The sequence below is a fragment of the Pseudomonas frigoris genome (genome assembly GCF_047758635.1).
Taxonomy (GTDB): domain Bacteria; phylum Pseudomonadota; class Gammaproteobacteria; order Pseudomonadales; family Pseudomonadaceae; genus Aquipseudomonas; species Aquipseudomonas frigoris.
In genome coordinates this window covers 5,903,425-5,917,144 of sequence record NZ_CP180479.1, presented here as the reverse complement: position 1 = coordinate 5,917,144, position 13,720 = coordinate 5,903,425, and the positions used below count along the sequence as shown (strand labels likewise).

The following is a 13,720-nucleotide window of genomic DNA, read 5'->3' as shown; positions in this document are numbered from 1 at the left end:
CTTGCTCGCGAAGGGGTCCTTTGATCAGACCTTGAACTGATTGATCAACCGCCGCTGCTGCTCAGCCAGCTTGGTCAGATCCGCACTGGCCGCACTCGATTCATCCGCCCCGCCAGCCACTTCATTGGCCACTTGCCCGATGTTGATCACGTTCCGATTAATGTCGTCAGCCACCGCACTCTGCTCCTCAGCCGCACTGGCAATCTGGGTGTTCATGTCGTTGATCACCGACACCGCCTGAGTAATCGTCTCCAGCGCCTCGGCCGCTTTCGCCGCGTGCTGCACGCTTTCGTCGGTACGGTTCTGACTGTCCTCCATCACCCGCACCACATCGCGGGTGCCTTGTTGCAGCTGCTGGATCATGGTCTGGATTTCTTCAGTGGCCTTCTGGGTTTTCTGCGCCAGGTTGCGCACTTCATCGGCCACCACTGCAAAACCGCGTCCCTGTTCGCCGGCTCGCGCCGCTTCGATGGCCGCGTTCAAGGCCAGCAGGTTGGTCTGTTCGGCGATCCCGCGAATCGCCGTCAGGATCGCATTGATGTTCTCGCTGTCCTTGGCCAAGGTTTGCACCACGCCGACAGCCTTACCGATTTCTATCGCCAGCACGCCAATCGAGTTCGACGTATCGCGCACGATTTGCATGCCCTGCGCCGCTGCTTGATCGGCATGGCTGGCGGCTTGCGCAGCCTGAGTCGCGTTGCGTGCCACATCCTGAGCGGTCGCTGTCATTTCATGCACCGCCGTGGCCACCTGATCAATCTCGGCCATTTGCTTGTGCACGCCGATGTTGGTGCGGATGGCGATGTCGGCGGTGTGTTCCGACGAATCACTGACGCTCTGCACCGAAGTCACCACCTGGGTGATCATCACCTGCAACTTGGCCAGGAAGGTGTTGAAGCCTTTGGCGATCGAGCCCAATTCGTCGGCGCGGTCGCTGGTCAGGCGTCGAGTCAGGTCACCTTCGCCCTGAGCGATGTCGTCGAGCATGGCAACCATCTGCTTCAGCGGCCGGGCAATGCCGTGCCCCACCAGCCAGATCACCAGCAAGCCGATACCGGCAATCAACAAGCCGACCATGGCCATGCCGAAGGTGTCGGACTTGCGCTGGGCGTCCAGATCGCCCTGAAGTTTTTGCAGGTCGGCCATCACCGCGTTCAGCGGCAATTGCAGCATGAGGGTCCAGCGAGCGTCGGTCTGGCCAATACCGAACGGCAGGTACAACTCGATCCGGCCCTGGGCTTTGTCGACGGTGTAGGTGACTTCGCCGCGCTTGAGATTGGCCATGTTGGCGATCTGCTGGCTGTCGAGGATGTCGCTGACCTTCTCGCCGAATTTGCTCGGGTCCTTGGTGTAGGCAACGATCCGGCTGTTGCCGCCAATCAGGGCCATTTCACCCGCGCCGCTGTACAACTTCTGATTCGCGCCGAGGAGCATTTCCTGGATGAAGTTCACCGAGAGGTCGGCGCCGACGATGCCCTGGAAGGCCCCGTTGAGCATGATCGGTTCTATAAAGGAGGCGAGCATGACGATCTTGTCGCCGACCTTGTAGGGTGCCGGATCGATCACGCAGGATTTTTTGGTTTCTTTCGAGCACAGGTAGTACTCGCTGGCGCGTACGCCGGTGGACAGGGTTTTCTGGTCGTCGACGTCCACCAGTTTGTCCAGGCCCAGGCTGCCGTCTTCGTTGCGGAACCACCAAGGCAGGAAGCGGCCGTTGCTGGCGTCGATGCCGACCACCTGGGTGGCGACGTAGGCCGCGTCGTTGTGATCGAGGGCGTTTTTTTCCCAGCCGATATAGGTGCCGAGAATTTTCGGGTTCTTGACGACGTTTTCCTTGATCAGGCTGATCAATTGCTCACGGCTCAGGTTCAACTGTGGCTGGCCATCGGCGCCCGGTGTGCCGATCAATGCGTTGACTCGCACCAGTCCGCCGGTAATCAGCAGTGGCGCTTCGAGCTCGCGCTGGATCTGACTGACCTGGGTTTGCGCCAGTGACGTCAGGCGTTGTTCGATGACTTGCTCGAATTGTGCCTGGGTCCGCTGCTGGACCATGTCTTGTGTCCGTGCGCCGGAAAACAACGCGTACAGCACCAGGGCTGCCACGACACTAAGAACGATGGCGCCGGCGAGGGCCGCCACAGAAAACTGGATCGACTTGAATTTCATGGGTGCTCCGCACGCAAGAGGACGTCTGCGGTGCTGTATCGGCAGGGGGCTGGATGACCATGAGCGGGCGGTGACGAATTGGCTGTTTTGGAGAGGTTGATGTCGCAAATGAATCATTGCGGGACCGGACCGGCCGTGGCGGATGAGGTTATGTGAATTTTTTCCTGCGGCGACGGGAGCTTTGTCCGAAATATGCGTCTGAATGTCTGATGTATCTGGCGCCGATACAATTCACCGCCTAGGATACGCGGCATGTTTTCAGAGAGATTTTTGATGAACAAGACATTGGTTTTGTGTGCGCTGAGCGCAGGTTTGCTCCTCGCCGGTTGTCAGTCGGTCAACACCACCAGCGGTGGCGCGGTGGGCGTTGAGCGCAAACAGTACATGTTCAGCATGCTGTCGACCGACGAGGTCAACCAGATGTACGCCCAGTCTTATCAAAAGACTGTCGGCGAGGCGAACACCAAAGGCGTGCTGGACAAGACCAGTAACGAGGCCAGACGTGTCCAGGCGATTGCCGACCGGCTGATTGCCCAGGCGCCGGTTTTTCGTCCGGATTCGGCCCAATGGAAATGGGAAGTCAACCTGATCAAGAGCGACGAGCTCAACGCCAATTGCGGGCCTGGCGGCAAGATCATTTTCTACACCGGCCTGATCGACAAACTGCAACTGACCGATGATGAGATCGCCGCGATCATGGGCCACGAAATCGCCCACGCCCTGCGCGAGCATGGTCGTGAAGCGATGTCCAAGGCTTACGGCATCGAAATGGCCAAACAGGGCGCCGGTGCCTTGTTCGGTCTGGGTCAGGACAGCCTGGCGCTGGCGGACACTGTGGCCAACTACGGCATGACCTTGCCCAACAGTCGCGCCAATGAAAACGAGGCGGACCTGATCGGCCTGGAACTGGCCGCTCGCGCCGGTTACAACCCGAACGCCGCGATCACCCTGTGGAACAAGATGACCAAGATTTCGGAAGGTTCGTCGCCGGAGTTCATGAGCACTCACCCGGCGTCGGCGAGTCGTATTGCTTCGTTGCAGGCGGCGATCCCGAAAGTCATGCCGCTGTACGAGAAAGCCAAGAAATAATGATAGTCATGTGGTGAGGCCACTGACGCCTTCGCGAGCAAGCCCGCTCCCACATTTGACCGAGTTCTTCCAGAGCATGCGGTCGAATGTGGGAGTGGGCTTGCTCGCGAAGAACGATAACGCGGTCTATAGACCTACCGCATCAGACCCAACCGCTGCTCTGCATCGCCTTGTACACCGCGACAATGGCGAGGATGAAGAATGCCGACGCCGCCAGGCGACGAATTAACATCAACGGCAATTTATCCGCGGCAAAGTTACCCGCCAAAACCACTGGCACGTTGGCAATCAACATGCCGGCGGTAGTGCCGATGATCACCAGCCACAGTTCCGGGTATTGCGCAGCGAGCATCACCGTGGCGACTTGCGTCTTGTCGCCCATCTCCGCAAGGAAAAACGCGATCAACGTGGTCAGGAACGGTCCGAACTTGCGGGCGGTGCTGGCTTCGTCGTCATCCATCTTGTCCGGCACCAGGGTCCACAATGCGGTCGCGGTGAAGCTCGCGGCGAGGATCCAGTGCAGCGTCGCATTCGAGAAGAAACTACCGACCCAGGCGCCTACCGCACCGGCTGCCGCGTGGTTGGCCAGGGTTGCAGCGACGATACCGGCGATGATCGGCCAGGGTTTGCGAAAGCGAGCGGCGAGAATAAGCGCGAGCAGTTGCGTCTTGTCGCCGATTTCGGCCAAGGCAACGATTGCGGTGGGAACGAGAAGTGAATCCAGCATCAGGGTTTTCCTAGGGGGCGGGTCGACACGGCTATGACACGTACAGCCTTCCCGCCCCGGGTAAGGTGTTCGTGTCATAGGTCTTGTCAAACCCTGCGATCCGTCTGATGCGGACGCTTGGGTCGCATACGCCATGGTCTGTTGACCAAGTATGTTGACGTATGCCGGACGAGCATGGCGCTCGTGGGAGACTACTCCCCTAGGACGGAGCGGATTCTGCCTAGGCAAATCCGATTGGGCAAGCCTCTTTTTTAAAAGAGGTTCTAGCCGCGTTTGGCTCGGTAGATCCTGAAACCCTGTCCTTCAGCCTTGATCGCACACACGCCCAGATGCTCTTCGATCAGCGGCTGGTACTTCAGGAAGCTGTTTGCTACCAAACGCAGTTCGCCACCATTTTTCAGATGTTTGGCCGCTTTTCGCAGCAAGTTCTCGGTAGCGAAGTAGTCGGTGTGAACGCCGACATGGAACGGTGGGTTGCTCAGAATTGCACTCAAGCCCATCGGTGCTGCGTCGATACCGTCACCGGTAATCACGTCAGCTTCCAGACCGTTGGCAGCCAATGTCAGGCGACTGCTGGCGGCGGCAAACGCATCCACATCAAGCAAGGTGACCTGGTTGTGTGGATAGCGACGTTTCACGGCCGCTCCCAACACACCGGCGCCGCAACCGAAGTCCAGCAAATGGCCGCTCGGCAATTTGTCCAAATGTTCCAGCAACAGTGCGCTGCCGCGATCCAGCCGACCGTGGCTGAACACGCCCGGCAGGCTGATGACTTTTAGCGGACCTTCGGCCAGCGGCAACTCATAAGTCTGGGCCAGGCTTTCCAGCGACTTGGCTTGCGGCGCAGTGACCACGGTCACTTGCCACAGCTGGCAATGCCGCGCGCTGTCGAGCTTACGCGGTTTGCCGAAGGGGTTCAGTTGTTTGGCCGCGCCTTCGATGCCGCTGCGTTTTTCACCCACCAGATACAGTTCACGACCGGCCAGTCTGGAGGCGAGGGCGTTGAGGATGTAGTCGGTCAGGTCCTTGGACTTGGGCAGAAACACCACGGCGGTGTCGAACGCGTGCTCCGTTACAGTCACACCGAAATGGCTGCGCTCGGCGAAGCGGGCATCCAGCGCTGCTTGATCGCCGGCATGCCAGCACCAGCCATGAGCGTCGGGCAGACGGCCCAGGAGGTCATCGGCGGGCAAACCGGCCAGCAGCACCGAACCCTGGAATAACTCGGCCTGACGAAGCAGTACTTCACTGCGCGGATCCATACTCTGCTCCTGTGAAAAAAAGTGCCGCAGTCTATCAACTGACGACCCGCAGCGCTTTACCACTGAAGTATCCCTGCGCGTTTTCGGTCAACTGGCCCACGATCCGCTGGCGTGCCTCGCGACTGCCCCAGGCGTTGTGCGGGGTGACAATCAACCGTGGAATGTCTTGGGCCAGCAACGGATTGCCGGCGGTCGGTGGCTCGACGCTCAACACATCGGTGGCCGCCCCCCCGAGGTGACCGTTACGCAAGGCATCGGCCAACGCCTGTTCGTCAATCAGGCCACCGCGTGCGGTGTTGACCACGAACGCACCGGGTTTCATCGAGGCCAGCTCACGGGCTCCGATGAAGTGGCGCGTGTGTTCGTTGAGCGGACAGTGCAGGGTCAGCGCGTCGATCTGCGGCAGCAGCTCCTCCAGTGGCAAACGATCCGGTCGGGCAGGGCGCCCGGGAATCTGACCGAGCAGCACGCGCATGCCAAAAGCTTCGGCCAGTCGTGCGACCGCGCCGCCCAGTTCGCCGTGACCGAGCAGGCCGAGGGTTTTGCCTTCCAGTTCGACAATCGGGTAATCCAGCAGGCAGAACTGTTTCGCCTGCTGCCAGCGACCTTCGCCAACAGCCTTTTGATAATCGGCCAGGCGCGTTGCCAGATTGAGCAGCAACATGATCGTGTGCTGCGCCACCGACGGCGTGCCGTAACCCTGGCAGTTGCAGACGGTAATCCCGTGGGCGCGGGCGGCGGCGAGGTCAACGTTGTTGGTGCCGGTGGCGGTGATCAGTATCAGCTTCAGCTCGGGGCTGGCGGCGATGGCGGCGGCGTCGATCAGGATTTTGTTGCTGATGGCAACGGTGGCGCCCTTGAGGCGTTCGATCACCTGGTCCGGCGTGGTCTGGGCGAAAAGCTGTAAGTCGCTGAAACACTCTTGCAGCGGGCTGAGGTCGAGGTCGCCCAGGTCCAGGGACGGGTGGTCGAGGAAAACGGCGCGGTGAGTGTTCGTCATCAACTGTACCTTTTGTGCAATGAACTGAAGGCGTAATCTGCCGAGCCTACCAGATGAAACAAACAGTTACGCTTGGCCAAAAGGATCCCCCATGTACTGGACAGAGTTTTTGACCGTTGCCCTGATTCACTTGCTGGCCGTGGCCAGCCCCGGCCCGGACTTTGCCGTGGTGGTGCGTGAGAGCGTGACCCATGGTCGTCGCGCTGGCACCTGGACGGCGCTGGGTGTCGGCACGGCGATTTTCCTGCACGTCGGCTATTCGTTGCTCGGCATTGGCCTGATCGTGTCCCAATCGATCGTGTTGTTTAATGCCCTGAAATGGGCCGCCGCCGCGTACCTGCTGTACATCGGCTTCAAGGCCCTGCGAGCACAGCCGGCCCAACCTGCGGCTGACGATCTGCACAAGGAAGCGGGCGAGCGCACTGCTCGCGGCGCTTTCACTTCGGGTTTCGTGACCAACGGTCTGAACCCGAAAGCGACGCTGTTCTTCCTCTCACTGTTCACCGTGGTGATCAATCCGCACACGCCGCTGGCGGTACAGGCGGGCTACGGCCTCTACCTCGCGGTGGCCACCGCTGTGTGGTTCTGCCTGGTGGCGATGCTGTTCAGCCAGCAGCGCGTGCGCGCAGGTTTTGCCCGGATGGGCCACTGGTTCGATCGGACCATGGGCGCGGTCCTGATCGCCATCGGTGTGAAACTCGCGTTTACCGAGATGCACTGAGGCCCTGTGAGGCGGCTAGCGATGTAATACCAGCCGCTTGAAGCGTTTGAAGCTGGTTCTATTGAGATGCCGCCAGGGAATCGAGCGCAACAGCTGCCAGGCTTCTTTCTTGTCTTCGACCACGGCATATTTGAGGGCCTTGTTCACCAGTTTGGTGCGGGCGCTGTGGTAGCCGGGATGGTTCACATACGGTTCGATGGCCTCAAGGTCCGCCTGGAGCAATATCCGGTACTTTCTCGACAGGTTGTTGGCATGGCGGCGATAGCGGGTCATGCAGACCGGCAGTTCATGGATCTCATAGCCCAGCCGGGCAATCCGCAACGTCATCTGAAAGTCCTGAACCCGCAGCTTCGGCGCGTAGAAGTCGGCACTTCGCATCGCTTTCATGCGATAGAGCGCAACCGGGGCGCCGATCACGACGGCGCCTCTGAGGACCTGATCGAAGTTGTAGGTGTGGATCTTGTCGCGTTGTTGCTGCTTGATGGTGTTGCCATCGATGTCCATGTAGGTGATCAGCGCGCCCACGCAGCCGACGTTCGGGTGCTGATCCAGATACTCCGCGCGAATGCGCACCGACCCCGGCAACATGATGTCATCCAGGTCCGGCGTCGACACATAGACGCCTTTGGCGTATCGCAAGCCGTGGTTGAGTGCCGCGCTCACTCCCCGGTTCGGTTGCGAATACCGCTGGAAGTCATAGGTTTGTTGTAATCGCTTGAGTATGGCCAGGCTGTCGTCGCTGGATCCATCGTCCACGATGATGACTTCGAAGTTCGGGTAGTCCTGGGCGAAGATGCTCTTGATGGCGTCTTCCAGAAATCTTTGCATGTTGAAGCAGGACGCCACGATGGAAACCAGGGGCGCTTGTGTCGATGGGGAGTTCTCGGGGGCGGTCAGTTCAATACTCATTGTTGTATGCGATACCGATGGCGTGTGACCAGACAGGTCTAGTGACAAGATCCTTCTCTTGAAGATGAGGTGGAGGGTTGGGCGACCTGGACAACTGTTTGGCTGCCAACCGATCCGCTCATCGTGTCCGTATCGTACGTAGGGTCACAGACAAGTATTGCGCGCATGCGTTTCAACGTTTTACAGCGCAGATCCCGAATTCCCGATGAAACACGCCAGGTAGTGGCGCAAAGCTAGCATTTGTCCGGTTCTGCAAATCATTCCTTTGGCTGATTTGGCTGGCGTCCAAGGGCACTAAAGTGCTTACTTTCAGCCACGACCGTGCAGTCAGAAAAGGGACTCTTATGTTGCAGACTCGCGTTATCCCCCCAGCCGAAGGCGCTTACCAGTATCCGCTGCTGATTAAACGGCTGCTGATGTCCGGCGCTCGTTATGAGAAAACCCGCGAGATCATTTACCGCGACCAGTTGCGCTACAGCTATCCGACCCTGATCGAACGGGTCGCAAGGCTGGCCAACGTGCTGACGGCGGCCGGCGTCAAGGCCGGGGATACCGTGGCGGTGATGGACTGGGACAGCCATCGTTATCTGGAATGCATGTTCGCCATCCCGATGATCGGCGCGGTGATCCACACCATTAACGTGCGCCTGTCACCGGAACAGATCCTCTACACCATGAACCACGCCGAGGACCGCTTTGTGCTGGTCAACAGCGAGTTCGTCGGGTTGTACCAGGCCATTGCCGGGCACCTGACCACGGTGCAGAAAACCCTGCTGCTGACTGACCTGCCGGAAAAAACCGCCGACTTGCCGAACCTCATTGGCGAGTACGAGCAGTTGCTGGCGGCGGCGAGCACGCAGTACGACTTCCAGGACTTCGACGAAAACTCGGTCGCGACCACGTTCTACACCACCGGCACCACCGGCAATCCCAAAGGCGTGTATTTCACCCATCGGCAACTGGTGCTGCACACCATGGGCGTGTCGACCATCATGGGCGCCATCGACAGCGTGCGGTTGCTGGGCACCAACGACGTGTACATGCCGATCACCCCGATGTTCCATGTGCACGCCTGGGGCCTGCCGTATGTGGCGACCATGCTCGGGCTCAAGCAGGTCTATCCCGGTCGCTATGACCCTGAGTACCTGGTGGAGCTGTGGCGTAAGGAGAAGGTCACCTTTTCCCATTGCGTGCCGACCATTCTGCAAATGCTCCTTAATTCCAAGGCCGCGCAAGGTACCGACTTTGGTGGCTGGAAAATTGTGATCGGCGGCAGTGCGTTGAACCGCACGCTGTACGAAGCCGCCAAGGCCAATGGCATTCAGCTGACCGCCGCTTACGGCATGTCGGAAACCGGACCGCTGATCTCGTGCGCGCACCTCAACGACGAGCTGATGGCCGGCACCGAAGACGAACGCACCACGTACCGGATCAAGGCCGGTGTACCGGGGCCATTGGTGGAGGCGGCGATCGTCGACACCGACGGCAACTTCCTGCCCGCCGATGGCGAGACCCAAGGCGAACTGGTGCTGCGTGCGCCGTGGCTCACCGAGGGTTATTTCAACGAACCGCAAAAGGGCGCCGAGCTCTGGGCCGGGGGCTGGCTGCACACCGGTGATGTAGCGACCCTGGACAGCATGGGGGTGATCGACATTCGCGACCGGATCAAAGACGTGATCAAGACCGGCGGCGAGTGGATCTCCTCCCTGGACCTGGAAGATCTGATCAGTCGCCACGCGGCGGTACGCGAAGTAGCAGTGGTGGGGATTGCCGATCCGCAGTGGGGCGAGCGTCCGTTTGCTTTGCTGGTGGTCCGTGAAGGCCATGTGATCGGGGCCAAAGAACTTAAGGAACACCTCAAGCCATTCGTGGAGTTGGGGCACCTGAGCAAGTGGGCCATCCCGAGCCAGATCGCCCTTGTTACTGAAATTCCCAAGACCAGTGTCGGCAAACTCGACAAGAAACGTATTCGCGTCGACATCACCGAATGGCAAGCCAACAACAGCACCTTCCTCTCGACGCTTTAAGCGTCACTTGGCGTGCCCAAAAGGGCACGCCAGCCCCACCAAGCAAGCGCTTGGCTTGTCAAATCCGAATTTTCAGCCATCCTAGACGGGCCGACGGGCGTCGGCTTGGCAAAGGACTGTTCCAGAGTGGCTGGCAGCTGCAAATCACACTTTAGAGGGATCAAGCAGTACTACCTGCTGGCTATAGTCCGCTCAAGGATTTTTAAGAACGGAGCAAACGCACAAACCGGGGCGATGCAACTTTGGAATGACTTAGGGACACCTTGGCTCCCAGTCATCCACAGCGTTTTTAGAAGTGCTCACTGCCATAACAATAATGCACATGGAGTAGCGTCGATGACATCAGTAAACCAGTTCTGGCGCCGGGCGAAACTGCCTCTGGCTGTCAGTCTTGCCTCTACGCTCGCCGGGCCAGCATTCGGCGTCAGTTTCAACGTTGGTGAAATCGAAGGTCAGTTCGACTCGTCCCTGTCGATCGGTGCCAGTTGGTCTACTGAAAATGCCAACAAGAACCTCATCGGCGTCAACAACGGCGGCCGCGGCCTGTCCCAGACTTCCGACGACGGTCACCTGAACTTCAAGAGCGGCGAAACGTTCTCCAAGATCTTCAAGGGCATCCATGACCTTGAATTGAAATACGGCGATACCGGCGTTTTCGTCCGTGGCAAATACTGGTACGACTTTGAACTCAAGGACGAAAGCCGCGAGTTCAAAGACATCAGCGACAGTAACCGCAAGGAAGGCGCCAAATCCTCCGGCGGTCAGATCCTCGACGCCTTTGTCTACCACAACTACTCCGTTGCCGATCAGCCGGGTTCCGTGCGTCTGGGCAAGCAAGTAGTGAGTTGGGGTGAAAGTACCTTCATCGGCGGCGGTATCAACTCGATCAACCCGATCGACGTGTCCGCGTTCCGTCGTCCAGGTGCCGAGATCAAGGAAGGCCTGATCCCGGTCAACATGTTCTACGTGTCCCAGAGCCTCACCGAGAACCTCTCGACCGAAGCCTTCTACCAGCTCGAATGGGACCAGACCGTTACCGACAACTGCGGCACTTTCTTCTCGCAGCCGGACGTGATTTCGGATGGCTGCGACAACAACCTGGCCGTACTGCGCACCCGTAACGGACTCAACAGCGCACTGACGTCTGCAGGGCTGCCGGCTTCGCTGCGTAATGCCACCATCAACACCCTCGCTGCCAGGGGCGTGAACTGGGGTGACCCGGATGAAGGCGTCATCGTTCGTCGCGGTCCGGATCGCGATGCCCGTGACAGCGGTCAATTTGGCGTGTCCTTCAAATACATGTTCGATCCGCTGGACACCGAGTTCGGCGCCTACTTCATGAACTACCACAGCCGTGCGCCGATTTTCAGCGGCAAAGGTGCTCCAGCGAGCGCTTACAGCGCGGCGGGCTTGGTGGGCTCGCTGGTGGCCAGGGGTGTTCCTCTCGCTGTCGCGCGTAACCTGGCACCGACCTTGTTGCCATTGAATGTGGCCGGTAACTCCAGCTACTACGTCGAGTACCCTGAAGATATTCGCCTGTATGGCTTGAGCTTCTCTACCACGTTACCGACAGGTACTGCGTGGAGTGGTGAAGTCAGCTACCGGCCGAATGCTCCGGTTCAGCTCAACACCACCGACATTCTCTTTTCCGGTCTGACACCTCTGAACCCTAACGTTTCCGTACTCCAAGGTACGCCAGGGGCGGATCAAAAAGGCTATCGCCGCAAGGAAGTGACCCAGCTCCAGACGACCCTTACTCACTTCTTCGACCAGGTGATGGGCGCTGAGCGACTGACCCTGGTGGGCGAGGTCGGCTTTACTCACGTAGGTGGTCTGGAAAGCACTAACAAAGCGCGTTACGGCCGTGACCCAAGCTACGGCCCTGGTCCATTGCCAAGTGGTCAGTGCGTGGCATTGAACACCTCTACCCTGGCAGGCGGCCCGCAAAACAACGTCAGTCGCTATTGCGAAAACGACGGGTTCACCACCGCAAACTCCTGGGGCTACCGCGGTCGTGCCATCTGGGAATACAACGACGTATTCGCCGGTGTGAACCTCAAGCCGAACGTGGCCTGGTCTCATGACGTGGAAGGCTACTCGCCTGGCCCTGGCGGCAACTTCGAGGAAGGTCGCAAAGCGGTGAGCCTGGGCGTCGATGCCGAGTACCAGAACACCTACACCGCGAGCCTGGCTTACACCAACTTCTTTGATGGCAAGTACACCACCGTCGATGACCGCGATTTCGTTGCGCTCAGCTTCGGCGTGAACTTCTAAGCACTGCATTATCAGGACGAACACACCTATGAAAATAACAAAGAGTCTGTTCCACGTCGGTGTTCTGGGGCTTTCGCTGCTGGCGACCGGCGTCATGGCGGCGGTCCCTGCGGCCGAAGCGGACAAACTGGGCAAGAGCCTGACCCCGATGGGCGCCGAGATGGCGGGCAACGCTGACGGATCGATCCCGGCCTGGAAACCGATGGCGAAAAACGCCGGCAACGTCGACGGCAAAGGCTTCCTGTCCGACCCGTTCGCCAGTGAAAAACCACTGTTCACCATCACCGCGCAGAACGTCGACCAGTACAAGGACAAGCTCGCTCCGGGTCAGTACGCGATGTTCAAGCGCTACCCGGAAACCTTCAAGATGCCGGTCTACCCGTCCCATCGCGGCGCGACCGTGCCGGATGCCGTGTTTGCCTCCATCAAGAAAAATGCCACCGCCACTAACCTGGTGTCCGGCGGCAACGGTCTGGAGAACTTCGAAACCGCAGTTCCATTCCCGATTCCGAAGACCGGCGTCGAAGTCATCTGGAACCACATCACCCGCTATCGCGGTGGCAGCGTGACCCGTCTGGTGACCCAGGCCACGCCGCAGCCGAACGGCTCGTACAGCCTGGTGTACTTCCAGGACCAGTTCGTGTTCCGCGATAAGATGAAGGATTACGATCCGGCGAACCCGGGCAACATCCTGTTCTACTTCAAGCAGAAAGTGACCGCGCCGGCACGTCTGGCCGGTGGTGTGCTGCTGGTGCACGAAACCCTCGACCAGGTGAAAGAGCCACGTTCGGCGTGGGTCTACAACGCCGGTCAGCGTCGTGTGCGTCGCGCACCACAAGTGTCTTATGACGGGCCGGGTACCGCAGCCGATGGCCTGCGTACCTCCGACAACCTGGACATGTACAACGGTGCACCGGATCGTTACGACTGGAAGCTCGAAGGCAAGAAAGAGATGTACATCGCCTCCGACAGCTACAAACTCGACTCGCCGCAACTCAAGTACGACGACATCATCAAGGCCGGTCACATCAACCAGGATCTGGCTCGTTACGAGCTGCGCCGGGTCTGGCATGTGGTGGCTACCTTGAAGGAAGGTCAGCGTCACATCTACGCCAAGCGTGACTTCTACATCGACGAAGACACCTGGCAAGCGGCCGTGATCGACCACTACGACGGTCGTAATCAACTGTGGCGTGTGGCGGAAGCTCACTCCCAGAACTACTACAACGTTCAAGTGCCGTGGTACACCCTGGAAACCTTGTACGACCTGCAATCGGGCCGCTACCTGGCACTGGGCATGAAGAACGAAGAGAAATCGGCGTATGACTTCGGCTTCACCGCCACCACCAGCGACTTCACTCCGGCCGCTCTGCGCCAGGATGGTGTTCGCTAAGCTGTCCTGAAAAGAGGCCGCATCCTCGAGAAACGCCCCGACTGGTTCGGGGCGTTTTTTTTGCCCGGGATTTGACCCATGAGTCTTCGGTGTCTGTGATGGCCTCTTCGCAAGCAAGCCCGCTCCCACATTTGATCTTCAGTGAGGATAAG

Annotated in this window: 10 protein-coding genes and 1 riboswitch; of the genes, 5 read left to right on the top strand and 5 right to left on the bottom strand. The window is 59.2% G+C overall.

All coding sequences use genetic code 11. From position 1 onward, the window contains the following. Positions 1-24 precede the first annotated feature (24 nt). A complete protein-coding gene (locus ACMXYH_RS27225; protein ID WP_415765508.1) occupies positions 25-2,166 on the bottom strand; it encodes a methyl-accepting chemotaxis protein in 2,142 nt (713 codons plus the stop codon). A gap of 273 nt (positions 2,167-2,439) precedes the next feature. Here ACMXYH_RS27225 and ACMXYH_RS27220 point away from each other — a divergent pair, with 273 nt between their 5' ends. Continuing rightward, entirely contained in the window at positions 2,440-3,255 is an 816-nt protein-coding gene (locus tag ACMXYH_RS27220) for a M48 family metallopeptidase (RefSeq protein ID WP_134418982.1), read from the top strand. A gap of 142 nt (positions 3,256-3,397) precedes the next feature. Here ACMXYH_RS27220 and ACMXYH_RS27215 read toward each other — a convergent pair whose 3' ends face one another. The 3 genes from ACMXYH_RS27215 to ACMXYH_RS27205 form a co-directional block, all read right to left on the bottom strand. Continuing rightward, positions 3,398-3,982, bottom strand: a complete 585-nt coding sequence (locus tag ACMXYH_RS27215) for a TMEM165/GDT1 family protein (protein ID WP_415765507.1) — start codon at positions 3,980-3,982, stop codon at positions 3,398-3,400. A gap of 88 nt (positions 3,983-4,070) precedes the next feature. Next, positions 4,071-4,195, bottom strand: a riboswitch (yybP-ykoY riboswitch). A 50-nt stretch (positions 4,196-4,245) separates the two neighbouring features. After that, on the bottom strand, positions 4,246-5,244 hold the full coding sequence (locus ACMXYH_RS27210) for a methyltransferase (protein WP_415765506.1): 999 nt from the start codon (positions 5,242-5,244) through the stop codon (positions 4,246-4,248). Positions 5,245-5,278: 34 nt separating this feature from the next. After that, positions 5,279-6,244: a 2-hydroxyacid dehydrogenase gene (locus ACMXYH_RS27205; protein WP_046053416.1), complete on the bottom strand. Its 966-nt coding sequence runs from the start codon at positions 6,242-6,244 to the stop codon at positions 5,279-5,281. Positions 6,245-6,335: 91 nt separating this feature from the next. Here ACMXYH_RS27205 and ACMXYH_RS27200 point away from each other — a divergent pair, with 91 nt between their 5' ends. Beyond that, on the top strand, positions 6,336-6,965 hold the full coding sequence (locus tag ACMXYH_RS27200; RefSeq protein ID WP_129441329.1) for a LysE family translocator: 630 nt from the start codon (positions 6,336-6,338) through the stop codon (positions 6,963-6,965). Between the two features lie 15 nt (positions 6,966-6,980). Here ACMXYH_RS27200 and ACMXYH_RS27195 read toward each other — a convergent pair whose 3' ends face one another. Next, positions 6,981-7,874 (bottom strand): glycosyltransferase family 2 protein, encoded by an 894-nt coding sequence (locus ACMXYH_RS27195; protein ID WP_415765505.1) that lies wholly within the window; start codon positions 7,872-7,874, stop codon positions 6,981-6,983. A 344-nt stretch (positions 7,875-8,218) separates the two neighbouring features. Here ACMXYH_RS27195 and ACMXYH_RS27190 point away from each other — a divergent pair, with 344 nt between their 5' ends. The 3 genes from ACMXYH_RS27190 to ACMXYH_RS27180 all read left to right on the top strand — a co-directional run bounded on the left by ACMXYH_RS27190 (position 8,219) and on the right by ACMXYH_RS27180 (position 13,568). Next, the gene (locus ACMXYH_RS27190) at positions 8,219-9,901 is read left to right on the top strand and encodes a fatty acid--CoA ligase (protein ID WP_134418979.1); all 1,683 of its coding nucleotides are present in this window, start codon (positions 8,219-8,221) and stop codon (positions 9,899-9,901) included. A 336-nt stretch (positions 9,902-10,237) separates the two neighbouring features. Then, positions 10,238-12,175: a DUF1302 domain-containing protein gene (locus tag ACMXYH_RS27185; RefSeq protein WP_415765504.1), complete on the top strand. Its 1,938-nt coding sequence runs from the start codon at positions 10,238-10,240 to the stop codon at positions 12,173-12,175. 28 nt (positions 12,176-12,203) lie between these two features. Continuing rightward, positions 12,204-13,568, top strand: a complete 1,365-nt coding sequence (locus tag ACMXYH_RS27180) for a DUF1329 domain-containing protein (RefSeq protein ID WP_415765503.1) — start codon at positions 12,204-12,206, stop codon at positions 13,566-13,568. Positions 13,569-13,720: the final 152 nt, after the last annotated feature.